The 25,849-nt window shown below is 51.1% G+C and carries 19 protein-coding genes; 13 read left to right on the plus strand and 6 right to left on the minus strand.

The genetic code is table 11. The features are described from left to right. The first annotated feature begins 69 nt into the window (after nt 1–69). Nucleotides 70–1,590, plus strand: a complete 1,521-nt coding sequence (locus EZJ44_RS02770) for an RNA polymerase sigma factor (protein ID WP_277751385.1) — start codon at nt 70–72, stop codon at nt 1,588–1,590. A 38-nt stretch (nt 1,591–1,628) separates the two neighbouring features. Here the strand turns inward: EZJ44_RS02770 and EZJ44_RS02775 are convergent, their stop codons facing one another. Beyond that, complete coding sequence (locus EZJ44_RS02775) at nt 1,629–2,333, minus strand: 3'-5' exonuclease (protein WP_131279900.1); 705 nt, start codon at nt 2,331–2,333, stop codon at nt 1,629–1,631. 265 nt (nt 2,334–2,598) lie between these two features. On the opposite strand from EZJ44_RS02775, the gene EZJ44_RS02780 reads away from it, so the two are divergent. The 4 genes from EZJ44_RS02780 to EZJ44_RS02795 all read left to right on the plus strand — a co-directional run bounded on the left by EZJ44_RS02780 (nt 2,599) and on the right by EZJ44_RS02795 (nt 7,206). Beyond that, the gene (locus EZJ44_RS02780; protein WP_131279902.1) at nt 2,599–2,796 is read left to right on the plus strand and encodes a DUF7455 domain-containing protein; all 198 of its coding nucleotides are present in this window, start codon (nt 2,599–2,601) and stop codon (nt 2,794–2,796) included. Nucleotides 2,797–2,935: 139 nt separating this feature from the next. Then, nucleotides 2,936–5,065 (plus strand): DNA gyrase/topoisomerase IV subunit B, encoded by a 2,130-nt coding sequence (locus tag EZJ44_RS02785; RefSeq protein WP_131279904.1) that lies wholly within the window; start codon nt 2,936–2,938, stop codon nt 5,063–5,065. 108 nt (nt 5,066–5,173) lie between these two features. Further along, a complete protein-coding gene (locus tag EZJ44_RS02790; RefSeq protein ID WP_131279907.1) occupies nt 5,174–6,229 on the plus strand; it encodes a GNAT family N-acetyltransferase in 1,056 nt (351 codons plus the stop codon). Further along, complete coding sequence (locus tag EZJ44_RS02795; protein WP_131279909.1) at nt 6,226–7,206, plus strand: GNAT family N-acetyltransferase; 981 nt, start codon at nt 6,226–6,228, stop codon at nt 7,204–7,206. Before EZJ44_RS02790 ends, EZJ44_RS02795 begins: the two co-directional genes overlap by 4 nt. A 98-nt stretch (nt 7,207–7,304) precedes the next feature. On the opposite strand, the gene EZJ44_RS02800 is transcribed toward EZJ44_RS02795, so the two are convergent. Further along, a complete protein-coding gene (locus tag EZJ44_RS02800) occupies nt 7,305–9,737 on the minus strand; it encodes a DNA gyrase/topoisomerase IV subunit A (protein ID WP_131279911.1) in 2,433 nt (810 codons plus the stop codon). A 167-nt stretch (nt 9,738–9,904) separates the two neighbouring features. On the opposite strand from EZJ44_RS02800, the gene EZJ44_RS02805 reads away from it, so the two are divergent. Both EZJ44_RS02805 and EZJ44_RS02810 read left to right on the plus strand, forming a co-directional pair. Next, on the plus strand, nt 9,905–11,047 hold the full coding sequence (locus EZJ44_RS02805; RefSeq protein ID WP_241658559.1) for an alkaline phosphatase family protein: 1,143 nt from the start codon (nt 9,905–9,907) through the stop codon (nt 11,045–11,047). Beyond that, the gene (locus EZJ44_RS02810; RefSeq protein WP_131279913.1) at nt 11,047–11,691 is read left to right on the plus strand and encodes a thymidine kinase; all 645 of its coding nucleotides are present in this window, start codon (nt 11,047–11,049) and stop codon (nt 11,689–11,691) included. Before EZJ44_RS02805 ends, EZJ44_RS02810 begins: the two co-directional genes overlap by 1 nt. A gap of 18 nt (nt 11,692–11,709) precedes the next feature. Here EZJ44_RS02810 and sepH read toward each other — a convergent pair whose 3' ends face one another. Then, the gene (gene sepH, locus EZJ44_RS02815) at nt 11,710–12,876 is read right to left on the minus strand and encodes a septation protein SepH (RefSeq protein WP_131279915.1); all 1,167 of its coding nucleotides are present in this window, start codon (nt 12,874–12,876) and stop codon (nt 11,710–11,712) included. Between the two features lie 241 nt (nt 12,877–13,117). Here sepH and EZJ44_RS02820 point away from each other — a divergent pair, with 241 nt between their 5' ends. From EZJ44_RS02820 to dxs, 6 genes are all read left to right on the plus strand, one after another. Continuing rightward, the gene (locus EZJ44_RS02820) at nt 13,118–13,417 is read left to right on the plus strand and encodes a DUF4193 domain-containing protein (RefSeq protein ID WP_131279917.1); all 300 of its coding nucleotides are present in this window, start codon (nt 13,118–13,120) and stop codon (nt 13,415–13,417) included. Between the two features lie 52 nt (nt 13,418–13,469). Further along, nucleotides 13,470–14,108 (plus strand): DUF3710 domain-containing protein, encoded by a 639-nt coding sequence (locus EZJ44_RS02825; RefSeq protein ID WP_131279919.1) that lies wholly within the window; start codon nt 13,470–13,472, stop codon nt 14,106–14,108. After that, nucleotides 14,101–14,805: a DUF3159 domain-containing protein gene (locus tag EZJ44_RS02830; protein ID WP_241658560.1), complete on the plus strand. Its 705-nt coding sequence runs from the start codon at nt 14,101–14,103 to the stop codon at nt 14,803–14,805. The genes EZJ44_RS02825 and EZJ44_RS02830 overlap by 8 nt, the downstream gene beginning before the upstream one ends. Further along, nucleotides 14,802–16,034: a class I SAM-dependent RNA methyltransferase gene (locus tag EZJ44_RS02835; protein WP_131279921.1), complete on the plus strand. Its 1,233-nt coding sequence runs from the start codon at nt 14,802–14,804 to the stop codon at nt 16,032–16,034. Before EZJ44_RS02830 ends, EZJ44_RS02835 begins: the two co-directional genes overlap by 4 nt. Nucleotides 16,035–16,112: 78 nt before the next feature. Then, nucleotides 16,113–18,785, plus strand: a complete 2,673-nt coding sequence (gene acnA / locus EZJ44_RS02840) for an aconitate hydratase AcnA (protein ID WP_131279923.1) — start codon at nt 16,113–16,115, stop codon at nt 18,783–18,785. 233 nt (nt 18,786–19,018) lie between these two features. Next, entirely contained in the window at nt 19,019–20,887 is a 1,869-nt protein-coding gene (dxs, locus tag EZJ44_RS02845; RefSeq protein ID WP_131279925.1) for a 1-deoxy-D-xylulose-5-phosphate synthase, read from the plus strand. A 20-nt stretch (nt 20,888–20,907) separates the two neighbouring features. Here the strand turns inward: dxs and EZJ44_RS02850 are convergent, their stop codons facing one another. From EZJ44_RS02850 to mprF, 3 genes are all read right to left on the minus strand, one after another. Then, a complete protein-coding gene (locus tag EZJ44_RS02850; RefSeq protein WP_241658561.1) occupies nt 20,908–22,110 on the minus strand; it encodes an HRDC domain-containing protein in 1,203 nt (400 codons plus the stop codon). Next, nucleotides 22,107–22,694, minus strand: coding sequence for a DUF3000 domain-containing protein (locus EZJ44_RS02855; RefSeq protein WP_165496089.1), 588 nt, complete (start codon nt 22,692–22,694; stop codon nt 22,107–22,109). The genes EZJ44_RS02850 and EZJ44_RS02855 overlap by 4 nt, the downstream gene beginning before the upstream one ends. A 138-nt stretch (nt 22,695–22,832) precedes the next feature. Continuing rightward, nucleotides 22,833–25,535 carry a bifunctional lysylphosphatidylglycerol flippase/synthetase MprF gene (gene mprF / locus EZJ44_RS02860; protein WP_165496090.1) on the minus strand — a complete coding sequence of 901 codons (2,703 nt, stop codon included), beginning with the start codon at nt 25,533–25,535 and terminating at the stop codon, nt 22,833–22,835. Nucleotides 25,536–25,849: the final 314 nt, after the last annotated feature.

The raw sequence follows: 25,849 nt of genomic DNA on the forward strand, positions 1-25,849 counted from the left end.
CCGCACAATTTGCACGTTATAATGGTGCAGCTGGATTCTCAGCAATACATCAAGTTCGAAAGGTCACACGTGGCTGCTTCCACTTCAAAGTCCAAGGCAAAAACTACTGCAAAATCAGTGAAATCTGAACAGGTCGAGATGCCACCGGAGTCGGCTCTCAAATCTGCCTGGGTGGAGTACCGCGTAAGTCGCGGCGAACTCAGCGAAAAAGACGCCAAGGCGCTGACCAAAAAAGAACTCATCGCTTTCGTGGGAACCGAATCCGCTGCTCCCGCAACGCCGGCGAATCCTGCTACCAAAAAGACTAGTGCGAAGTCGAAGAAGAAGGCGGCAGATCTTGAGGCTGAAGAGCTGGTTGAATCTGGTGCTGATGATTCCGAGACTACCGACGAACTAGATGATCCAGATTTGGACTCGGCATCCACGCCGGAAGAACCAGATACTCTCGACGATGCCGATATCGATGTTGACGTAGACGTAGATGAGATTGACGACGAAGATCTTGATGATGACGACGAACAAGACGACGATCTCGATACAGATACCAGCGCGTCGTCGGCTGATGAGATTGACGACGACGTTGAAGTAGAGAAGAAAGCAAAGACTGCCACGTCAGGCGCCTTCGTTATGAAGGATTCTGACGACACTGATGAACCGCAGCAGCGAGTACATGTTGCCGGTGCAACCGCAGATTCGGTGAAGGATTACCTCAAACAAATTGGTAAAGTCGCTCTTCTTAATGCTGAACAAGAAGTTGAACTGGCGAAACGTATTGAAGCCGGGCTCTACGCCCGTCATATTCTCGATAGTACCGAGATCGAAGATCCACGCGAGCGCCGCGAACTCGTGTTGATTTCGCGTGATGGACAAAACGCGAAGAATCACCTCCTAGAAGCGAACTTGCGCCTCGTCGTCTCTTTGGCAAAACGTTATACCGGCCGCGGAATGCTGTTCTTGGATCTTATCCAAGAAGGAAATCTTGGTCTGGTGCGTGCAGTAGAGAAATTTGATTATGCCAAGGGATACAAGTTTTCTACGTATGCTACGTGGTGGATTCGTCAGGCGATCACCCGTGCGATGGCGGATCAGGCGCGTACAATCCGTATCCCTGTTCACATGGTTGAAGTTATCAACAAATTGGCTCGTGTGCAGCGGCAGATGCTTCAGGATCTGGGACGTGAACCTACGGTCGAAGAGCTCGCTAAAGAACTCGATATGAGTGAAGACAAAGTTGTTGAAGTGCAAAAGTATGGTCGTGAGCCCATTTCATTGCACACCCCGCTGGGTGAAGACGGCGATTCGGAGTTTGGCGATCTCATTGAGGATTCTGAAGCCGTTGTGCCTGCTGATGCGGTTGGATTCACGCTTTTGCAAGAGCAACTTCACCAAGTACTCGATACTCTCTCGGAGCGAGAAGCAGGTGTTGTTGCGATGCGCTTCGGTTTGACCGATGGGCAGCCAAAGACGCTTGATGAGATCGGTAAAGTCTATGGTGTTACTCGTGAACGTATTAGGCAGATTGAGTCTAAGACGATGTCGAAGCTGCGTCACCCTTCGCGTTCGCAGGTACTTCGAGATTACCTCGACTGAGAATAATGCCAAGCTGAAAATATCTGACTAGCTGTTAGTTACGATATTTCGACGTTAGATTTTGCCCACGCGGTGGCATTGTGCCATTGCGCGGGCAAAACTGTATTTCCATGACGATCAGTGGCTTGATCGCGCAAACGATCTCCGCACGCCTCGGCGTTCACGAACAATCTGAAAAGTGCAAAGCATGTTTGAGCATCGGGCATGGCACGGTGAGCGGTGGGTGTATCAATATTGTGGAATGTTGCCAAGTGAAATAACGAATGGCGCTCGGAGTTTGAATAAATTCGCGATTGATTCATCGTGCATACCAGTGCTGTAGCTGGTATTTGCGCAACCTGCACTGAAGTTGACGTATCTTTTGAACTTCTGTTTTGGATGCCACGAGTATCGCTACCAGCGCATCTACGAAACTCGGCGTTGAGAAAAGCACAATCAAATGCTGCGTTGTGGCACACGATGATTCGGTTGTGGAGCAGTTCGATGATTTTGTTTCGTAGCTCGTTGAAAGTTGGCGCAGTAGCAACGTCGGCTTGTGAAATATGGTGGATTTGCGTGCTTGTAATTTCTTGTTGGGGATTGACGAGCGAACTCCAACGGTATTCTTCGGTGAGTGCGTGATCCGCGTGAATAATCGCAATTTCGATTATTCGATCATTAAGCGGATCAAGACCAGTTGTTTCAAGATCAACGATGGCATATTGGGCATCATTCATTTGCGCTTCATTCACGTGCGTACTCACATGCCCAGCTTAGTAGGGTGGAGGATTGATGTGAACGGTATTATTCGAGCGAGTTTCGGTATTGATTTTTCGCCATCTGGGCACGAGTTTGTCTTCTTGGACCACGAGTTGGTACCAACGCAACACGAGTTAGCACCAGCAGACCACGAGCTTTCAGCAACAACAAACGACTCAGTGCCGATAAAATCTGGCTTAGTTTTCGTCCACCGTGAAATGTGGGGTGGCTACCTTGAGTTTCAGAATATAAGCATGCGATTATCAAGATGTGAACGCAGTACTAGAAGATGAAAAGCAATTAACAGCACTTGACCGTTGCGATGCTTGTGGAGCTCAAGCATACGTGGTGGTAACTATGCCGTTTGGGGAGCTCATGTTCTGTGCGCATCACGCACGCCAGCATCGCACCAAAATCGACGAAGTTGCAATTCATATCGTGGATCAAACTGATCAAATCAAGAAGTAACTGATCCTTGCTACCGCCACGCGAGCTAGGAACTCTATTCCATACTTTCTAAGAACGTCATTCCATGACTTTTGCTACTTTATTCTGTTTGGTGCGTGGTGATAAGCAAAGATATACAAAATCTCGATAAAATCTGCCTGTGCCAAATACTGTGAAATCGCAAGAATATACTGCTCGTCACCTGTCAGTCCTTGAAGGACTCGAGGCGGTGCGCAAACGACCAGGTATGTATATCGGATCCACTGATTCGCGTGGATTGATGCACTGTGCGTGGGAAATTATCGACAACGCGGTAGACGAAGCGTTGGAAGGCCACGCCAAGAACATTAGCGTTGTTATTTACGACGACGGTTCGATTGAGGTCGCAGACGACGGTCGCGGTATTCCAGTTGACGAAGTGCCAGGTACAGGTGCTTCCGGTGTGGAAGTTGTGTACACAAAGTTGCATGCGGGCGGAAAATTTGGTGGCGGTTCGTACTCATCCTCGGGTGGATTGCACGGTGTGGGTGCCTCCGTCGTCAACGCCTTATCAGAGCGCCTTGACGTACAAGTAAATCGCGATGGTAAAACGTGGGCGATGTCGTTCCGACGTGGAGAACCAGGAATTTTCAAAGATCGCGGCGGAGTTGCGCGCCCTGATTCTCAATTTGAAGCCTTTGTAGATTCCTCAGAATTGCGTGTTATTGGCAAGGTTGCCAAGAAGGTGACAGGCACACGGGTGCGCTATTGGGCTGACCCGGAGATTTTTCCAAAGTCTGCGCACTTCAAATTTGACGAGCTCATTGAACGAGTGCGTGAAAAAGCTTTTCTTGTGCCAGGATTGCGGATTTCGGTTCGTGACGAACGCATTTTGGACGAAGAAAACACTGCTCCGCGCACCGAAGAATTTTTCTTTGAAGGGGGAGTGGTCGATTTTGTCGACTACCTCGCTATCGATCCTCCGGTAACCGATATCTTGCATATCCAAGGATCGGGTCACTTTACTGAGAGCGTGCAAATGCTCGATAAAGCATCAGGACACTTGCGCGCTCAGGATGTTCAGCGTGAATGCAAAGTCGATATTGCAATGCGGTGGGGAACTGGCTATGAAACGGTTGAAGAATCTTTCGTCAATATCATTGCTACCCCCAAGGGCGGTACCCATATCCAAGGGTATGAAGCAGGCCTGCTTAAGGCGGTGCGCGCCCAAATTGAGTCCAAGGCACGGCAGCTCAAGGTCACTGCGCGTGATCCAAAAATTGAGAAAGACGACGTTCTAGCAGGGCTTACAGCTGTGGTTACGGTGAGCTTTCCCGAACCGCAATTTGAGGGGCAAACGAAAGAAATTCTGGGAACTGGTCCGATTCGTGCCATCGTGTCGAAAATCGTGGAAAAAGAGATGCTCAAGATTCTTAATTCCACCAAGCGTGATCAGAAGACGGAAAATCAACGTTTGCTGGAAAAAATTATTGCCGAAATGCGCGCGCGAGTGGCAGCACGTACACAAAAGGAGATCTCGCGGCGCAAAAATGCTCTCGAAACTTCCACCTTGCCAGCGAAATTGGCTGATTGCCGTGCGGAAGATATTGCACGAACTGAGCTGTTTATTGTTGAGGGTGACTCTGCATTAGGTACAGCCAAGCTGGCGCGTTCGTCGGATTTCCAGGCATTGCTCCCGATCCGTGGCAAGATTTTGAATGTGCAAAAGGCTTCACCGGCCGATATTTTGAAGAACCAAGAAGTGTCGTCGATTATTCAAGTGGTAGGTGCTGGATCTGGCCGCACCTTTGATGTAGAGGCAGCGCGATACGGCAAGGTTATTTTCATGACCGATGCGGACGTGGACGGCGCACATATTCGCACGCTATTGTTGACGCTGTTCTTTAGATATATGCGCCCCTTAGTTGAAGCCGGCAGAGTATTTGCTGCTGTTCCACCTTTACATCGCGTTGAAGTCGTTCACGCGGGTAGTAAGAAAAACGAATATATCTACACCTATTCTGATGCAGAGCTACACGCAGTTTTGCAAAAGCTCGAGCGCGAGGGAAAGCGTTACAAAGAGCCGATCCAACGTTATAAAGGACTTGGCGAAATGGATGCGGATCAACTTGCTGAAACCACCATGGATCCCGCGCGCAGAACTTTGCGACGAATCTCAATGGAGGACGAACTGGCGCTGAAAGATGCAGAGCAAACATTCGAGCTGCTGATGGGAAGCGAAGTAGCTCCGCGCAAAGATTTTATCGTGGATAGTGCGCATGCTATTTCACGTGATCAAATTGATGCGTAAAATTCTGTATGCCTTTTAGTATGCATGAATGCAGAGCTTTGTAACTTTTTCCTCATGCCCGTATTGTTTTGTTGGCTACGTGGCGTCAATATTCGATAAGATAGGACTATGATCACCACTTCACACACAACTGTTGAGGATGCGTCTGGTGCGCAATCCCTAGTGCGGAGGCTAAATCCTCCGCAAGTAGCTACTCACCCAGGTGCTCATTTGGGACTTTCGTGGAGATCAATTTCGACTCAGGACATCCCAGACGTTGTGAATCTTATGAAGGAATCAGCAGGTGAATCGCTCACTGGTGATCGCGTGAGTTCACGCACTGCACAAATTGAATTGGATTTTGCTGTTGAGCATCCGCACAGTGCCGATACCTTAGGCGGCTGGAACTCCAAAGGCGAATTAAAAGCTTTCGCCATGGTGGAGGTCAATTCTGATGCTTTAACAGAAATCCAAGCTGATACTTTCGCTGTTGTTAGCGGTGAATGGCGTGGGCGCGGTATTGGCCGCCAATTACTTGAATGGCAAGACGCGCGGGCTCGGCAGCTTATCGCGCTGGACGGGCGTGACCTTCCGGTTTCAATTCGTTCGTTAGTGAATTCGGGAAATCTTGACCGTCGTCGTCTGCTAGCAGCTGGTGGATTTTCTCCCTACATTCGAAAGAACTTGCTGTGTAAAGAGGTTTGTGCCCATGATCTTGCACAGGGAGACGAAGCGGTGGCTCGCCTCGTCGCCCAAGGCTTCGATCTCGTCGGATTTACGCCAGAATATAGCGAAGAGCTACGCAGACTACACAACCGTTTGAGTATTTCGAAAGAGCGCTTGCAGCCCTATTCGGAAGAAAACTGGTCACGGTTATCGCAGAGTTTTGACTACGAAAAATCTTTCCTGTGGTTGCAAGATTCGAATATCGTCGGTTACACAGTTGCAGTTGCAACTGATGATGCTTCAGAACGGCTTATCCGCCATTATGGCGTTGAACGTGGCCTGCGCAATCGAGGAATCGGAACCGATATTATTGTGGCGTATATGCGCTCAGATCTCGCTGATATTGGCGACAAAATCGTTGTGCCCGTGATCGCGGACGCTGATCCGCATAAGCGCTTCTTAGCCGAATATGATTTCTCCGAGCGCGCAGCGCAAATACTCTACACGATTGACCTATGACCACTTCAATGAACGCTTCTTGGACTTGGAAAGATCTGACAGTTTCTGATGTAGCAGCCGTCGGAAATCTCATCACTTTGATTGAAGAAGCAGATCATGCTGCTATTCGCACTACTCGCCAAGAAGTTGAATCCTATTTTAGTGAGAATCAAATTTGGCTTGCCGAAGGTGCATGGGTGGATTCGGAGCTCGTGGCCTTCAGTTTCATTCGCGCTTCGCGGGTCGACGACGGCCTATCACTTACTGTATCGGGCGGAGTACATACTCAGTGGCGCGCGCTTGGTTTAGGCGCTGAATTGCTTGAGCGCCAGCAAAATGCGGCACGTGAATTGATGTCAAGTTTAGGTTATTCTCAGGCCCGGTTGAGTATGTATATGGATTCAGACCAAGCAGATTTGGCGAATCTTGCAACTCTCTATGATTTCAAGGAAACTGAGCGTTATTGGCAGTACCGGCGCTCATTAACGCCACTTCCTGATGTCCCGCCGCTTGGGAGGTACTTGGAAATTGTGCCGCTCACCAAAGAATTTGAGCCTATGGTGTGGAACGCCCATCAAGAGTTCATGACCGAACACGCCTTTGGTACGGTGGAAAATTTTGAGCAGTGGCAAGAACTGCGCGGATCAATGGTTGATCGGTGGTGCTTCGTAGCCCTCGATACCTTCGGTGACCGTCCTGAGCTTGCCGGATACGTGCTGTGCTCAAAATTCCGCTCGTTTACTACAGACGATCGTGAAGATGAAGGTTATGTAGAGGAAATAGCCGTTCTGCCCAAGTGGAATGATCGGAATTTGGTGGAAAATCTTGTTTCCACCTGTATGCAGGCATTTGCGCAAGATTCGATGGATTACATTGGTATCGACCTTGAGAGTGATGCCCAGAACGATGCCAACCCAACAGCCCATATGTTATGCGACTTCAACTTTGAACTCGTTGCACAGATGATCGTGGTTGAGCGTGAGCTCAACCTAAACTGAGCTCGGTTTCTTTGCACAAGCTCAGATTGAGCTGAAACCCATCATCCTAGGCAGAAGCGAAGCCAAGCTCGTCGGGAAAAGTCAATGCTACCCTCGTATCAGCCGATGGCAGCGATAATGCCCGACGCCGGAGTGCCGGATCCGTCTCGACGCTCGTCTATCTCTGGAAGTTCTACTGCCTGACCTGTCTTGGTATTTGCGCGAGCTGGCAATTCACCCACCCACGCAAAGGACAGCTGATCCTCACCGCGCAAGAAGCGATGCGTGCGCACACCGCCTGTAGCACGGCCTTTTGCTGGATAGCGATCAAGCGGCGTCATCTTAATGCTGCCTGGCTCAGTGCCCGGAAGCGCTGTTGACGAACAAGCGATGGTAACAACGCCTTGCGCGCCGATGTCGTCTGCAGGTGCCACTCCCATGGCGAGGACGCGCGCGCCGTCGTTCAACCGGATACCGGCAACACCTTGACCACTGCGTCCCTGCGGACGAACAGCCTGAGCGTCGAAACGAAGCAACTGCGCGTCGTCGGTAACCAAAACGATAACATCAGTATCTTGGGCAGGCTGAGCTGCAACCACATAATCGCCGTCGGCTAGAGCAATCGCTTCAAACGGAGCTTTCTGTGGGAAACTCGGATTCAAACGTTTGATCTTTCCTTGCGCGGTGGCAATAGCAAGTGGAGTAGAATCCTCAGCCAAGGAGAATACCGCGATTGGGTGTTCATCTTTGCCGAGCATCGCGAGCTCAGCGAGTGGAGAGCCCGCTCCCAAGCCTGGTGCGCTATCGGTTACTGGAATAGCTGGAACGTCAAGCACCGAGAGCTTGTGAACCATACCGGTATTGGTCAAGACGCCGATATGGGAGTGGTTGGAAGTCTTTACGAGCGAAGTTATTGCGTCGTGGGAAGCGCGGGCGCCAGAGCGCGACGGCGGGGCATCGTCAACGATACGAGCGGCAAGTCCGGTGCCGCTGAGAGCCACCCAGCAAGGATCGTCTTCAATCTTGAGATTCATCTTCTTGCTGGCGGCGGCACTGGCGAGATTATCGCTTTCAAGCAAAACGGTACGGCGTTCAGTGCCGTATTCGCGCGCAATTTCTTCCATTTCTGCCGCTACGAGATCTTTAAGCGCTTCGTCTGATGCCAAAATCGCTTCGAGCTGTGCGATCTGCTTGAGCAATTCATCGCGCTCTGCTTCGAGCTCGATCTGCGAGAACTTGGTAAGCCGCCGCAGACGCAATTCCAGAATGTACTCAGCCTGCTGTTCAGAGAGGTCAAAAACAGCCATGAGTCTGTTCAAAGCCGCTTGAGAATCGTCGGAGGAGCGAATTACCGCGATCACTTCGTCGATATCGAGTATCGCGATGAGCAGGCCTTCAACCAAATGAAGTCGGTTTTGAGCTTTGGTCAGGCGGAACTGTGAGCGGCGGCGGGTAACTGAGATTCGGTGGTCAATATATACCTTGAGCAGGTCAATCAACCCAAGTGTGCGGGGTTGGCCGTCTACAAGCGCCACATTATTGATGCCAAAGGATTCTTCCAAGGGGGTGTGTTGATACAGCGATGCCAACACTGCCTCGGGGTTGAAAGAATTCTTGACCTCCACAACTAGCCGCATGCCATGGTGGCGATCGGTGAGGTTCTGAACACCAGAGATACCCTGAAGTTTCTTCGACTGCACGCCATCTTTGATCTTTTCAATCACTTTTTCAGCGCCGGTCAGATAAGGAAGCTCGGTGAAAACGATGCCCTTCTTTCGAGCGGAAATACTTTCGATATGAGCAGTAGCGCGGGTCTTAAAGATTCCCCGACCAGTTTCATAAGCTTGGCGGATACCGTCAAGTCCAACGATTTTTCCGCCCTCAGGCAGATCCGGCCCAGGGATGAAACGCATAATTTCATCCAAGCTTGCGTCTGGATGGCGAAGCAAATGACGAGCGCCAGCAATGACCTCCACGAGGTTGTGGGGAGCCATATTTGTTGCCATGCCGACGGCGATTCCCGAGGAGCCATTGACAAGCAAATAGGGAATGGCGGCGGGAAGCACCTCTGGTTGCAGCAGAGTGTTGTCGTAGTTTGGAACCATGTCGACGACGTCTTCATGTAGCGACGCCGTCATAGCTTGCGCTGCGCTCGCCATGCGTACCTCGGTATAACGCGGGGCAGCGGGACCGTCGTCAAGCGAACCGAAATTGCCGTGACCATCAACCATCGGCAAGCGCAAAGTAAAAGGTTGGGCAAGGCGCACCATAGCGTCATAAATAGCTGCATCACCGTGGGGGTGCAGGCGTCCCATGACGTCTCCAACGACGCGGGAAGACTTAACATGCCCCTTATCGGGACGCAAGCCCATCTGATCCATTTGGAAGAGAATTCGGCGTTGCACTGGTTTTAAGCCGTCGCGAGCATCGGGCAAAGCACGTGCATAGATGACCGAATATGAATACTCCAAAAATGAGTTCCGCATTTCTTCCGATACGTTGATATCGACAATATGCTCAGTCACAGTTGCTTGAGAAGGTACTTTTGCCATTCTTCAATTATCCGTGAAATCTTGCGATCCTTACAGATTGGCGCGCCTATTTCGGCGTGATATTTACGACGTGGAGTTCGTTGTGTCTGTGTTGGTGACGCTATCATGGAAGAATAGAAGTGCCACGACGGCGTAGGCCGAATGACCACATGTAGAATGAGACAAAAGTGTTTGATTATCTTCAAGGCGCAGTGTTTCCTGCCGAGCAGGGGCTGCCTGCAGTACTTTCGGCTGCGATGGACGCTGTGGGTTTGTCGATTGACCAAGACGGAATAGATTCCGCTCGTGACCGTGCTCTACTGGGATTGCCCCAAGCACAGCGAGTATGTGTGATCTTGGTGGACGGTTTGGGTTCACAACAGCTTGTGATGCGCCGTGGACATGCAAAAAACCTGCGTACACTCGATATTGAGCGCTATATTACGACAGTCGTTCCAGCAACGACGGCAGCAGGTATTACTAGTTTTGGAACTGGAAAACTGCCAGGAAAAACAGCAATGGCCGGATATGCGCTTAAATCACCGCTCGATGATCGAGTGTTTAGCCTAATAAGCTGGAACGACACCGTGCATGACCCACAAGAATGGCAGCGTGAGCCAAGTCTTTTTGAGTTATTGGAACAGCGTGCCCAAGACACTGTATTAGTGCAACCATCGAAGTTTATTGGTTCTGGCCTCACTCTGGCTGCGCTGCGAGGAGCACAAGCGCTGAGTGCCGAAACGCTACCGCAGCGCGTGGATGCTACGCTTGATGCGTTCCGCAGTGGCAAGAAACTGTGCTACCTCTATTGGGGTGATCTGGATTCAGTTGGGCACAAACACGGCTGGCAATCTGAATTGTGGATCAACGAATTAGAGTTGTTTGATGCAGAGTTTGGTCGCTTGCTTCGGAAGCTTCCGTCCGACACTTTGGTAGTGTTGACGGCCGATCATGGCATGATTGATGCAAACGACAAAATCGATATCTCCACGCGAACTGCACTTAGGCAGGGGATTGACGTGGTTGCTGGTGAAGAACGCGCCTTCCAGATCTACACTACTGAGCCTGACGACGTCGTCGTTCGGTGGCGCGAGGAGGTGGGAGAACACGCATGGATTTTGCGTAAGGAAGAAGTGATTGACTCCGGCCTGCTAGGGCCTGTTTGTGACTTGACCGAACGAGCGATAGGTGATGTGATTGCCTTTTCGAAAGACGGTACCGGATTCGTCGACTCGCGTGTGCACTCAGCAAGCGCTATCAGCATGGTTGGAGTTCACGGTTCGCTCACCGAGGCGGAAATGTATGTGCCGTTAGTTGTGGAGGTTGTTTAGTGGCTGAGTTGGTGTTCTTCTCAGGAACAATGGATTGTGGAAAATCAACGTTGGCGCTGCAAACTGCCTATAACTATCGGCAACGTGGTTTGAACGGAATCATTTTCTCGATGAAAGATCGTGCAGGAGACGGCAAGCTATCCTCGCGCCTTGGCTTGATTACCGATGCGGTTGAAGTCCGCTCTGACACTAATTTTTGGGTTGAGGTAAGCGCACAACGAATGCGCGGCAGAGTAGACTATATTATCTGTGACGAAGTGCAATTTTACTCCCGTGAGCAGGTAGACCAGCTCGCTCGGATCGTCGATGAAATTGAGATAAACGTGTATGGTTTCGGCATTACGTCTGATTTCTTGACGAATCTGTTTCCTGGCTCAGCGCGCATGCTTGAACTGGCAGATCGGGTGGAGCGCCTACAAGTTGAAGCTCTGTGCTGGTGTGGGGCGCGGGCAACGCACAATGCGCGCACTGTTAACGGAGTAATGGTTCGCGAAGGCGAACAGGTAGTTGTGGGCGATACGGATGGCAACGCCGTCGTCGCTTATGAAGTGCTGTGCAGAAAGCATCATATGCAGGGGATGACGGCGCAACATTCCGATGCGGCAGAGTTGTCACCGCACACATTGCTTGAGAGTGGAGAATAAGGGCTTCACATCTACAGGCTAGTCGTCTTTAGAATAGCCGAATACGATTTCATCCCACGACGGCATCGCTGGGCGATCGCGCCGCGCCTTTTTCTTTGTTGAGCTGCTGCTATCCTTCGTTGAGTCATTCGAACCAGAGGCAAGAGAATCAGCAGAAGCTGGCGGGTTAGCGTTATGGTTGGCAGGGAAATCGTCAACATCAACGGGAAGTACTAACTCGTCATCGGTGCTGTCTGATCGAGTTGGAAGTTGCAATATAGTAGCGTCCTGAGCCATATGCGGCTCGGAATCTGCAGGATGAGCACCGGTGAAACCGTCGTCGTCAAAATCGCTATCAATAGGCATCGGACGCGAGATACCGCGCTGTGAATCGAGCGAGGCGAGAACGTCGTCAATGTTGATTGACGTGCTCGGTGTTTCTTCGATTTCCTCGTTGCCAGCGGCGTTCGGAAGCGCAGAGATGCTACGCACATTCGAGATATCGGTGAGATCCGAGTTCGATCCATTCATGCCGTTAGCGTTGGCAGCATCTGCAGAGGCATCAGATACTGCGGCCGGTGAATCAGTAGTGGCAGGATCTTGTGCAATCTTGGGCATATTGAGCGGACGCCACGGTGCATGCGGAGCTGGAATCTGGGTTTCGGTAAGCCATGCTGCTTCATCGTTGAGTGCGACTACAGTCTGGGACTTCATATTGAGCGTCCAGCGAGCTTCGTAGTTATTTGAAGCGATGGTGTATCGCGCAATCAAAACCCACGGTTCGCCGGATTCGCGCACAGCGTCCCACTCAATCGCGGAACCATTGAGACCACGTTCAACAAGCCGCGAGATCACCAGTTCTTCGAGAGTCATGCCGCCGTTGTCTTGGCTGAGCCGGAACGCTCGGGCAAGACTTGCGTTATATTGCCGTTCAACCTTAATGGGATGCTCAAGGCTGGCCAGCTGTGATGGCGGTACGGAGGTGAGATCAGAAACTTCAGTGATAGTTTTGCCAGCGCGGAAACAAGCTTGAATTTCGCGGGGCGAGAGTTGTTTGAGCTCAGCTTGTGCAGGTTGAGCAACATCGCGCCTCAATGCAGCACGAAGTTCATCTGAAATGGGTAGGGAATAACGGTTACCGTCAGCATCATTCAACGATAGATGTGCGCCGTCGGCATCCAATCCCAACAATTCAAGCTCAATCATTCTTCCTCCTAGAGTAATAGACTGCCATTTTCAGCCCGCTAATTGTTAATATGCGACAGGTGTGTTCAAAGATTGCATAATTTCGGATGAAAAATCTGCACTTAGATGGGAAATTATTTTTCTTCTTGCTTATTTTGCCAACCTTTGATACAAAGACTGGGACAAGTGCACAGAATCAATCGAGATTCTTCGCCTGAATTTTGGCGGCGAACCTTTGATGACTTAATGAAATGGAACGGTAATGGCAACAGATTACGATGCCCCACGCAAGCAAGATGAGGAGCTCAAAGCCGATTCTTTGGATGAGCTGAAGGCTCGTCGCTCGGATCATCAGTCGAATTCCGTTGATGTTGACGAAGCAGAAGCTGCTGATGGTTTTGAATTGCCAGGAGCTGATCTGTCTAATGTTGAGCTTTCGGTAGCTGTTATTCCTGCGCAGGAAGACGAATTTACGTGTTCTTCGTGCTTCCTCGTGCATCATCGCTCGCAGTTGGCTTACGAAGAAAATGGACAGCCTGTGTGTGCAGAGTGTGCATCCTGAGGCGCGTTCTTTATAATCACAGCTAGAGAATACGAAAAACTGAGGAGTGGCGATGGGACTCTTTTCGCGTGCGAAAAATCCAGACAACAACGATGTGAGTGTGGAAGTTGACGAGTCAGCCTCGGTTGATACGCCTAGTGCGTCTGATACGAGCCGGGAATCGGGTCCGTTTGATATCTCTGAGTACGGCTCTGTTGATGAGCTTATTGATGCAGGAGCTCTTAAGATACCCGCAGTTTCTGGTGCAACGATTCAGTTCACAACTGATCCAAGCGAACAGCATGTGCTTGGTGTAGTGTATGTAAAAGACGATTCTGTGCTTCAATTGCAAGTCTTTGCTGCACCGAAAACTAAAGGGCTGTGGGATGAGATCCGTCTCGATATGCGCACCTCGATCGCCTCGCAAGGAGGTTCTTCGCAGGAAATTGATTCGCCACTTGGCAAGGGCTTAGCTGCTCAAATGCCAGTTGGGAACTCGAAAGACTTTGCTCCTCACCTCTTTCTCGGCGTGGATGGTCCGCGTTGGTTCATGCGCGTAACGCTCTACGGGCGTGCCGGCGCAGATTCCAATGCTGCAGCTCAAATGCTTAGTATTTTGGAGCACGTGGTTGTTGACCGCGGAACTGAACCGCATCCACCACGTGAGTTGCTAGCCCTGAAAATTCCACACATGGATCACCGTGGTGAATAAGAACTCAACCTTTTCGCCCGAAAATAATGGTGCTTCGCTCCCTGTTGCTGCGGGCGGGATTTCTGCGATAGCCCGCGAGGAATTCGATCTGCTGACGGCGGTGGGTGGCGTGCGCGGCATCGTCGAGTCAGTTCTTCCCACAGCGGTGTTCTTGATACTGTTCGTGGTTCTTGGTGACTTCAAGATTCCAGCGCTCGTGGCGCTCGTCGTGTGCGTGTTATTTGTTGCCGTTCGACTTGTGCAGAAGATTGCTGTTGCACCCGCGCTGAGCGGCCTTGCTACCATGCTTATCTCAGTGCTTCTTGCTTGGAAAACTGGTCAAGCATCTAATATTTTCGTGTGGGGGATTGTTACTAACGCGGCATATTTCCTGGTATTACTCGTATCCTTGCTCGTACGATGGCCACTATTTGGAGTAATTATTTCGGTGGTGCTCGGTCACGATCAAGGCTGGAGAAAAGACCCGACGCGCACGTCTTTGCGCAGAGCCTATTTCGCTGTAACGTGGATTTGGCTCGCGCTGTTTGCGCTACGTTTGCTCGTAACTGTGCCGCTATTTTTCATGGACTACACCGAGGCACTAGGCATTGCAAAGATTGTGCTTGGTTTGCCTCTCTTTGCATTATTCGCATGGTATTCGTGGGCGTATCTCAAACCTTTTCTTGACCGCGAAAAGCTCAGAAGGGAACAGATGTGACCGTTAGGCAAAGCGATGCCCTGTACACGGTGCGAATCACTGATATCGCTCATGGCGGTTTAGGCGTGGGACGGATCGACGATCGCGTGGTATTTGTACGCGGAGCGATTCCTGAAGAACTTGTACAAGTGGAACTTACGGATCAGCGCGCGAGGTTTTTGCGCGGCGTCGTCGTTGATGCGATTGAACCTTCTGGCAAACGCGTTGAGCATCCGTGGACAGCGGGCGCGGCGGGAGTCACTGGTGCAGCTGACTTTGGGCATATTGATTTGGCGTGGCAACGAGAGCTGAAGAAGCAGGTGTTGCTTGGGCAGATTCGCCGCATCGGGGGAGAGAGTTTCGCTGAACATCTAGCCGAGCTTTCGGTAGGGATTTCGCAGGTAGACGACGGCGATGGGTGGCATTGGCGTACGCGTCTTGACCTCGTGAAGATGTCGACTGGCTTTGGTATGTATCACGAGCGCAGCCACGATCTCGTGCCAATTGATGCTATGCCGTTAGGAGTGTGGGATTTTGATGATCTCGATCTTTTTGGAGCGCGTTGGGATGGTGCAATAAAAACGGGCGATAAGGTGCGGGCAGTGTCGCCAAGTACCGGTGAGAACGTGTTGTGCGTAGGCAATGCCGTATTTTGTGCGCCAGGTGTGCGCACTGCAGTTACCGTAGAACAGATTGTTGGTGACGATTCGACTATGCATCATTATGGGGTGCATGCGAACGGATTTTGGCAAATGCATATGCGCGCACCCAAGGTGCTATTGAGTTCCGTTCTGGAGGGATTAGATATCCAAGCAGGCATGAAAGTTGTCGATCTTTTTGCAGGTGCGGGTCTATTTTCCGTTCCTATCGCCAAGCGTGTGGGCGAACGCGGTCGAGTTCTTGCAGTTGAAGGGGCGAAGACGGCGTGTGTAGATGCTGCTGGAAATCTCGAGGGCATGGACTGGGCACAGGTGCGCAATCGACGGATCGATTCGGAATTTATCGCCGCTTGTGTTGCTGGTGCTGACTGTGTGGTTGCCGATCCGCCCCGTGCCGGTTTGGGTATTGAGAGTGCTCAAGTGCTCGCGGAGAGTAACGCCAAGCGCATTGTGTTGGTGTCATGTGATCCGGCTGCGATGGCACGCGACGCCGCTGCCATGGTTCGGGCAGGACGCCAAGTGAGGTCAATTCAAGGATTTGATATTTTCCCCAACACTCATCATTTCGAGGTCGTAACTGTTTTCGAATAACACCGCGCAAATTGTATCTTGACATCGAGATAAGTGGTATTGTTGATAGTGGTACGAACACGACGTTGAAGGAGTGCCATGAGCATCAACACTTTTCAAGCGAAATCAGATCTCACAGTTGGTAACAAGCAGTACCAAATCTATCGGTTGGATGCTGTTCCAGGGCTGGAAAAGCTCCCGTATAGTTTGAAAATACTTGCAGAAAATCTTCTGCGCACCGAAGACGGTGCAAATGTGACTGCCAAGCATATTGAGGCACTGGCACATTGGGATGCCGACGCCGTGCCCAGCGAAGAGATTCAATTTACGCCTGCTCGTGTGGTTATGCAGGATTTCACCGGAGTTCCGTGCGTGGTAGATCTTGCCACGATGCGTGAAGCTGTGGCTGATCTCGGTGGTAATCCAGATAAGATCAACCCCTTGAATCCTGCTGAGATGGTTATTGATCATTCGGTACAAATCGACGTCTTCGGTACCAACGACGCCTTAGAGCGCAATATGGACATCGAATACGAGCGCAATGGCGAGCGTTACCAGTTCCTTTGCTGGGGACAAACAGCTTTCGACAATTTCAAAGTAGTTCCGCCAGGCACAGGCATCGTTCACCAAGTCAATATCGAATACCTCGCTCGCGTCACGATGACGCGCGAGTGCGACGGCGTCGTCGAAGCTTATCCTGATACGTGCGTGGGTACTGACTCGCACACCACGATGGTTAATGGTCTGGGCGTACTGGGTTGGGGAGTCGGCGGTATCGAGGCAGAGGCAGCAATGCTTGGTCAACCGGTATCGATGCTTATTCCGCGGGTCGTAGGTTTCAAGCTCACTGGCGAGATTCCGACTGGCGCTACTGCAACCGACGTCGTCCTTACGATCACCCAGAAGCTGCGCGAACACGGCGTGGTTGGAAAATTCGTGGAATTCTACGGTGAGGGTGTGTCACAAGTGCCATTGGCGAATCGCGCCACCATTGGCAATATGAGCCCGGAATTTGGTTCCACCGCCGCTATCTTCCCGATCGACGACGTCACGCTTGATTACTTGCGTTTGACGGGCCGGAGCGAGGATCAAATCGCGCTGGTGGAAGCATACGCCAAAGAGCAGGGTCTGTGGCTCGATCCAAATGCGCAGATTCAATACTCTGAGTATCTTGAGCTTGATCTTTCTACGGTAGTGCCGTCAATCGCTGGTCCGAAGCGTCCGCAAGATCGTATTGAGCTCAGCAACTCCAAAGCCTCCTTCGAAGAAGTTTTGCCTTCGTACCTTGGGGAAAATGCAGCTCGTGAGGCCGTAGATATTACCCTCGGCGACGGCGCACAAACGCGCGTTACGCACGGCGACGTCGTCATTGCTTCAATTACCTCGTGTACAAATACCTCGAACCCTTCGGTTATGCTCGCTGCGGCTTTGCTGGCGAAGAAAGCTGTTGCGAAAGGTTTGAAGTCTAAGCCTTGGGTCAAGACCTCCATGGCACCAGGTTCAAAGGTTGTCACTGATTACTACGAGAAAGCTGGGCTTTGGCCGAGTCTTGAGGCGCTCGGTTTTAACTTGGTGGGATATGGATGTGCAACGTGCATTGGTAACTCAGGTCCTTTGCCCGAAGAAGTCTCGCGCGCTGTGAATGAAAACGATCTCACCGTCGTCTCTGTACTGTCTGGAAATCGTAACTTTGAGGGGCGCATCAATCCGGATGTGAAGATGAATTATCTCGCTTCGCCTCCGCTAGTGATTGCGTATGCGCTGGCAGGAACGATGGATTTCGATTTTGATAAGGAGCCGCTTGGCACAGATCTTGAGGGAAATGAAGTTTTCCTTGCCGATATCTGGCCAACTCCTCAGGAAGTGCAAGAGACAATTGAGCACACTATCGATTCGGATATGTTTGCTCGAAATTACGCCTCGGTATTTGATGGTGATGCACGGTGGAAGTCGATTAGCACTCCAGAAGGCGAAGTTTTCGCGTGGGATCCGCAATCAACGTATGTGCGCAAGGCGCCGTATTTTGATGGTTTGACGATGGAGCTCAGCCCGGTTTCGGACATCTCAGGTGCACGAGTGCTTGCTAAGCTAGGAGATTCGGTAACCACCGATCATATCTCGCCGGCGGGTGCCATTAAGCCCGATTCGCCAGCAGGGCGCTACCTTGCGGAGCATGGGGTAGAACGCCGCGATTTTAACTCATACGGATCTCGCCGTGGTAACCACGAGGTGATGATTCGCGGTACCTTTGCCAATATTCGCCTGCGCAATCAGCTTCTCGGCGGCGTTGAGGGAGGCTACACAAAGAATTTCCTCACCGGTACCCAAGAAGCGATCTACGATGCTGCACAGGATTACGCTAAGCACGATATTCCGTTGGTAGTGCTCGGCGGTAAGGAATATGGTTCCGGCTCGTCGCGCGATTGGGCGGCAAAGGGAACTTCCTTGCTCGGCGTGAAGGCTGTGATTGCGCAATCCTTCGAGCGTATTCACCGTTCGAATTTGATCGGAATGGGAGTGCTTCCTTTGCAGTTCCCTGCAGGTGAAAGCGCTGATTCCTTAGGGCTGAGCGGAGAAGAAGTTTTCGATATTATTGGCATCGAAGAGCTTAATTCTGGTACGACGCCGCAAACCGTCCGCGTTCGAGCTACTTCAGACGATGGGCGAGTTGTGGAGTTCGATGCAATTGTGCGAATTGACACACCTGGAGAAGCTGATTATTTCCGCCACGGTGGAATTCTCCAATATGTGCTCCGACAGCTTGCTCAGTGAGGGAGTATTTCTTCCAATATATGCCCCTGAGCAGTACAAAGAGTGTATGTAATGAGGGGGTTATTAGCTAGATAAAGATGCGTAAAGGACGGGCGCTGTGCGGTGAGGACGACGAATTTGGTCCTCACCGCACAGCGCTTTTCCGAGTAAAATGTCTGTTGCCATACTCGCTGCTAACATAGATTCGTGTTGCGCATAAGATTCTTGTTGCGGCCAAAACGAAAGGAAATGCGATGAGCCTACTGGATAATATCCACGAACCGAGCGATTTGCGTAGGCTCAGCGATGCTCAACTGAATGAATTAGCTACGGAAATTCGGCAGTTTTTGGTAGAGAATGTGGCGCGCACTGGCGGGCATCTAGGCCCGAATCTTGGCGTAGTGGAATTGACTATCGCGATTCACAAAGTTTTCTCGTCGCCGGCAGATGCAATTATTTTTGACACCGGTCACCAAGCGTATGTGCATAAGCTGCTCACTGGCCGCAAAGATTTCACCTTGCTACGTCACGAAGGTGGCCTTTCTGGATATCCGTCACGTGCAGAATCTGCGCATGACGTGGTAGAAAATTCTCATGCCACCACGGCACTGTCGTGGGCAGACGGAATTGCTCGCGGATTCCAACTTTCGGGTAAAAAGAACCACGCGGTTGCCGTGATCGGCGACGGTGCAATGACCGGCGGTATGGCTTGGGAAGCCTTGAATAATATTGCCGAAGATCCACAGCGGCCGGTGGTGATTGTGCTCAACGATAACGGCCGCTCATATGCGCCAACAGTTGGTGGCATCGTGCGTCGCCTAGAACCGGTTCGGCGGCTTGACGCAGTGCGAGTGCATCGCAACTATGAAAAGTTTTTGGGTTGGGGAAAGCGCACATTGCAACGTGCCGGCACACCTGGACATCTCGCTTATGAAACCCTCCACGGAATTAAACGCGGAATGAAGGATGTTCTTTTCGACTCGGGAATTTTCGATTCGCTTGGGCTCAAATATATTGGTCCAGTTAACGGGCACGATATCCACGACTTGAACGAAGCAATGCAGATGGCGAAAAACTTCGGTGGTCCCGTCGTCGTGCATGTTATTACGGAAAAAGGACGAGGTTACCGGCCGGCGGAGCAAAATAAGGACGATCATTTCCATGCGGTGGGTAAGATTCACCCAGAAACGGGGCTTCCCATTGAACCATCCCGATTCGGTTGGACTTCGGTGTTTGCCGAGGAAATCACCGAAATCGCACGGGAAGATTCGCGCATCGTTGGTGTGACGGCAGCAATGCTCTTGCCGGTTGGTCTCGGTCCGCTGCAAAAAGAGTTTCCGCAGCGTGTGATTGATGTGGGTATTGCTGAGCAGCACGCGATGACGATGTGTGCAGGGCTAGCGCACGCTGGTTTCCATCCAGTGCTTGCGCTCTACGCCACGTTTATGAATCGCGCTTTTGACCAGCTGATCATGGACGTTGCCCTGCACGGTGAGCCAGTGACTATTTGCCTTGATCGTGCTGGTATCACGGGCGACGACGGCGCTTCACACAATGGTATGTGGGATCTTGCCATCAGCGCCATGGTGCCGGGTCTCACGGTAGGTATTCCGCGCGACGGTGATCGCTTGCGTGAGCTTTTACGCCAGTCAGTTCTCCTTGACGGGCCAAGTCTGATTCGTTACCCGAAAGGTTCGCTCCCGCCAGCTTTACCTGCGGTGCGCCAGGAGGGCGACGTCGACGTCCTTTTCGAACGCAATGAGAGTGGCAAGCCGATCCTAGCGATTGGTTTCGGGCCTTTCGCCCACGAACTGGTGGCGGCTGCACGAGAATTTGAGGGCGACGTCGTTGTGCTTGATCCGCGTTGGGCGCTTCCGGTATCACAGACGGTGGTAGCGATGGCGCGTCAGGCACGCGCAGTCTTAGTGGTTGAGGACGGCCTTGTACACGGGGGAATCGGGACTGAGATTCGAACAGCACTCGATCATGAGGGAATTGATATTCCGTTCGTGTCGCACGGGATCGGCAAGCACTTTATCAGCCATGCTGCGCGCAATAAGATCGTGCAATCTGAGCATGCGGATGCGAAGAGCTTGCTGGAGAGCTTGAAGGCAATCGATTAAATCGACTAAGCACGATATTTCTATCGCGTGGCAGCAAAAATGACCGGTGCTACTTGGTCAATTTGCCACGGGCGTGCGCCTTGTTCAGCAAGCAGATCGTGTAGAGCACTAGCCGAATCCCAGCCCTGCCAAGCAACGAGCTTTTGCGTTGCAGGCTTAAGAAGCATATCTTGGCGAATCCCAAGTTCATCTGCGTGTGTAAGGACTGCTGAGCGGAGTCGATTCCAGCGCTGAGCAGCTTCAGGGTCGAGATTTTCCCAACGCTTAATAGGTGGGAAAGGATCTTTGTTTTCTTGAAAATACCGTTCGGGAAGCTGATCATCTGGTAGATGCCACGAGCGTTCAATAGCTTCCCACCAGTGCTTGGCATCTTTGCTGCGGATACGTGAGCGCAACAAGGGAGAGTTAAAGACGTCGGAGCGCGAGCGTGGTTTGCGCGAGGCTAACTCAGCCAGCACTTTCGAAGGCAATACTTTGCTTGGCGAAACATCTCTACCTTGCCCGAGCTTATCGCGAGTGATCCAAAGCTGTTCTACCATAGCTAGCGCGCGCCGATCACGGATTCCGGCCTGACGAGCAGCTTTGCGCCATGGTTGCTGTTTTGGGGGAGCAGGTGGGCGGTTACGGATCGCCTCACACTCTTGTTCATGCCATTCAAGCCGTCCAGAGTTTGCCAAAAGTGGGATTAATTGGGCTTTGAGCTCGTGGAGTACGTCCACATCCAATGCGGCATAGGCTCGCATCTCTTTCGATAACGGGCGTTGAGACCAATCGGCGCTCGAATGCTCCTTGGCCAGGGCAAAGTTCAGCATTTCTGCCACCATAGCTTGCAGCGACACTCGTTCAAATCCCAATAAAAGACCAGCTACTTCGGTGTCAAATACTTTGGCGGGTCGCAAATCGAGTTCGGCGAGGCAAGGCAAATCCTGATCAGCGGCGTGCAAGATCCATTCATCGTTAAAAACGTCAGCCATCTCGCTAAGCTGATTTTCGATGCCCACCGGATCAATTAGGACTATCGGAGTATCTTCCCGCTTAACCTGCACTAAATAAGCCCTATTTGAGTACCGAATTCCCATAGCACGTTCGGTATCAATTGCAAAGGCGCCGTGTCCGCTGCGAAGAGCAGCGGCTGCAATGTTAATGGAGTCATGAGTGATGTCAGGAGTGCCGTCACGTGGTTCTAACAGGGCAACAGCTTCTCGGTTATCAGAGGGGGTCAAATCAGATCAACTTTTCTTGGAAGAGCTTGCACATTATCAAATTCTGGTGGCAGACCGGATAGCTGCGCACCAAAATTCGCCCAAGCTAATAAATGCTCGGTCAAGTAGGGAGTTTGTGGAGTCCACGAAGCGCGCACTTCGAGTTCAATACGAGAGCTGTTGAGATGAAGACCTCCAAAAGTCTCGTTGAATACGCGCGTAACAGTACCATTGAGATTGTGGAACGAGGCACGAGAATCACGTATGGCATCGTGTAGCCACGACCATGCTACCTCGCCCAACAACGGATCATCACCAATCTCAGAATCCATCGGAGCTTGAGCGTGCACGACTATCCGGAATTGACCGTCCCAAGCAGCTTGCCCTGCTGGATCGTAAAGCACAACAAATTTGGTTGAACCGCGGTAGAACTCGGGATCTTGATCTGGAGAATCGTTCATCTCAGCTTGCAAAGCCACTGCCCACGGAGCAATCTTCGTGGGGGCAGGAATCTGTGTGACATGAAATTCGGGTCGAAAATGCTGACCCTTGAGGCTCTCAAGCGCCGTAATAAAATCGTTGGGGGGCAAGGATGAACCGGTCACGGTAAAACTGTAACTATGTGAAGGCAGGAAAACGGCATAGGCGCGCCGGATAAGAAAGAGTTTTCGGCTCTGAATCACATTCAGAGCCGAAAACAGCGCAATAGTTAGACATATTGAACGTTGCCGTTTTGCAAAGAGTTAGGATTTTCTGGCATCCGCATTCTCGCGCTGTTTAGGCGCATTCTTCGGACGGTTCGATCCTTTTGGGTTTGGTGTTGCACTTCCATTCTGAGCTTTGTGCTCAGTCGCTTCGTCCATTTGGAAAGACACGGTTTGTGGAGTGCGTAGCTCGGCTACGTATTCGCGGCAACACTGTGTTTCGTGGCTTTCTACGTACTTTGCTGGCCGGTTGATTACCTCAAGCAAGGCAAGCAATGCGGACGGCAAGGAACGGTTAGAGGAGTACACCAAGTAGCGCGAGTCCCAGCGTGGCTTGAACTTCTCTTTATAGGCACGCAAACCGTGGAAGTTGTAAACACGAGAGCCGAAATCGTGCACGTAGCGCATGAGTTTCTCGGCACCGTGGGAATGAATCTTTCGTCCAACGTTCGAAAGAGGTGCCATGCCCAAGTTGATTTCCTTGAAGCCCTTTTCTTTGGCCCATTCGATAAGCGAAACCATGATGCCATCCATCGTTCCGCCGGGGGAATCGGGGCGGAAGCGCATGAGATCGAAGGTGACGGCGTCGTCGTTCAAAAAGACGACGTTCGCGAAGCCTTCGATTCGATCCTCACTGCGTACGACGGCGATCGGTCCGCTCGAAAGGTAGGCTTCGTCAAAGAATCCAAGGGAGAATGCCATTTCTTCGCGGCTTCCAAGCCACGAGTCAGAAACGCGGCGCAGTTCAGCGAAGGTTTCTTCGTCGTATGGTGGGTAGAGCATTTCGAACTCAGTACCGTTTTGTGACATACGGTTACGCATGCGTCGGAACACCTTGCCGGAATTGCCAATATTGGAGTAAGTATCGAGCTCCAAGGAGGCATCTTCGCCGATTTTCACAAAGCGAAGTCCCTGCTCAACGAGGTTTTCTAGGAACTTGCCCGAAATTTCGTAGAATGCCACGTTCATGTCGTGCATATGAGCAAATTCGAGGAATTCATCAAGAGCTTCATCGAAGCGGTCAGTTTCACCAATCGGATCACCGAGCACTAGGAGCGTTCCTTTGTGTGGGCGATAGAGCAATGCAACTGATTCGTCCGCCGTGTAGAAAACTTGCTTATCGCCCAAGGCAAAGAGATAAGAATATGAATTACCTGGGTGGTGGAGCAAGAAGTCATGGAATCGATTAACGTCTTCTTCATTTGGCGCTTCGAAGCTGAGCTTCTTGGACCGTGAGAACATCAAAATGAACACGATCCCCAAAACCAGCACAGCGTAGAAGGCAAACTGCATTAGTGGATGGCTTGGGTTAATGATGCGCAGGTAAAGCGAGCGCGAATGGAATACATGATGACGTAGCTCGATCACAAGGAATGGAATTCCAATGATCGCAATAGCAGACAGTACGAGTTTGATAGGCGTTGGTTTGATCGGTTCAGCATCGTAATTGTTTCGATCCAAGTAAAGCATCACTGCGAAGGTCAAAAGCAATGAGGCTTCCTCATAGTCGAGGCCTTTCACCAGTGATCCGATGGCACCTGCGATGAGCAAAATGAGGGCTGCCCAGTAAATTCGGCGAATGCGTGCACGCAAACCGAACGATAGGACGATCAGAGCAATGCCGATGAGGAGCGTAGTTAATGACGACGCGCCGCGGATGCTATCTGGAATGATCTGCGCGATCTTCCACGAACGCAACAGGTTGTCCGGCGTCATGGTAGAGATGAACAAAACCACACCACACAGAGCAGTTCCAATCCAGATCACCGTGTTGACGAATCCACCTTTACGATATTCGGTTCGCAAGCTACGTCGTGCGTCAGCAAATTCATTAACAGACAGTAATAGTGCAAGAAGCCACGGTACTACATAGTAGGCGATACGGAATAACACAACGCCCAAGAGAAGTTTGGTGGTGTCAACATTCGCTGTCGTAAACAGCGAGATAACGGTGAGATCGAAAGATCCGATTCCTGCTGGCAACATCGATGCAAGACCAATAATCGTTGCTGTGGAGTAAACGAAGAGGGTGAAGCCTAAGCCAGCGTCAGGAGCGAAAAGGCGAATACATAACCAGAAGAACACCGCTGCGGCGAGCCAATCGGCTACTGAAGCAACAAGCATCTCGAATTTTTGCTTGTAATTTTGGCGGGCGAGGAAAGTCTCGCCGAGGCGTACTTTACCGATATTGATGTGCTGTCCAAAGAAATAAAATGGAAGATAAAGGCAACCGAGCAATGGTACAAGCATGAAGGTGCCTTCCCATTGATATGCAATGGGAGCAGTAACCAAGATAATCGCAAAAAGACCAAGTAAATTGGCTGCCCACACGGCAAGAGTGATATTGAGTGCGGTGCGACCTTCAATGCCGTTTGTTGTGTAGTGCTTGGTGCGGAGAGTGCCGCCCGTGAGCCCACCTAAACCAGCAAAGTTGTTAAAAGCTTGGGCGATCCATCCAATGCGCAACGCTTGGCGGCGTGGCACGTCAATACCAAAATGCTTCACTCCGAAGAAATCGTAAATTCCTGTTGCGGTAAATGCGAGCACTCCAAGCAGGATAATTCCAACGATCACACTTGGGCGTTGCTCAGCAAATAGCTCACGCATCTCCTCACCAGAGATTGACGAGAGTTCGCGCTTGGCAACGAGCACCACAGCGACGGTCATCACCACGTAGAATATGCGCGTGAGTGCGACCTTGTGCGTTTGGGCAAAATCTTTGACCTTGCCGAAAGTGGACACAGTGTTCCTAGAATCTTCCATACCTATAATCTAAGCGGTAAAGGTGGAAATCTCTGTACATCTTAGGTGTTGTTTTCGTTATAGCCGGGTCATACCTCAGTATGATAGGCCAATGAATACCTTGTATTTATTGCAAAACTCTTACTGTAAGCTATTTGGCTGTGTGCACAATAACGTCTATAAAAGATATTAGGCAAATATTTTTCGGGACTTTCAATCGTTGAGAGCCTGATAGGTGAGACTCTCAATGTTTTACCTCAATGGATGATATGGCTGGTATATGAAACCAAATTCTTTCATGCTTGTGCTTAGCG

The organism is Arcanobacterium bovis (assembly GCF_004331995.1).
In the GTDB taxonomy this organism is placed as follows: Bacteria; Actinomycetota; Actinomycetes; order Actinomycetales; family Actinomycetaceae; genus Arcanobacterium_A; species Arcanobacterium_A bovis.

Bases quoted from the DNA above. Each gene is read 5' to 3' on its own strand.
- EZJ44_RS02795 (WP_131279909.1), top strand. From the start codon at position 6,226: ATGACCACTTCAATGAACGCTTCTTGGACTTGGAAAGATCTGACAGTT.
- EZJ44_RS02825 (WP_131279919.1), top strand. From the start codon at position 13,470: ATGGGACTCTTTTCGCGTGCGAAAAATCCAGACAACAACGATGTGAGT.
- dxs (WP_131279925.1), top strand. From the start codon at position 19,019: ATGAGCCTACTGGATAATATCCACGAACCGAGCGATTTGCGTAGGCTC.
- EZJ44_RS02790 (WP_131279907.1), top strand. From the start codon at position 5,174: ATGATCACCACTTCACACACAACTGTTGAGGATGCGTCTGGTGCGCAA.
- EZJ44_RS02800 (WP_131279911.1), bottom strand. From the start codon at position 9,737: ATGGCAAAAGTACCTTCTCAAGCAACTGTGACTGAGCATATTGTCGAT.
- EZJ44_RS02820 (WP_131279917.1), top strand. From the start codon at position 13,118: ATGGCAACAGATTACGATGCCCCACGCAAGCAAGATGAGGAGCTCAAA.
- sepH (WP_131279915.1), bottom strand. From the start codon at position 12,876: ATGATTGAGCTTGAATTGTTGGGATTGGATGCCGACGGCGCACATCTA.
- acnA (WP_131279923.1), top strand. From the start codon at position 16,113: ATGAGCATCAACACTTTTCAAGCGAAATCAGATCTCACAGTTGGTAAC.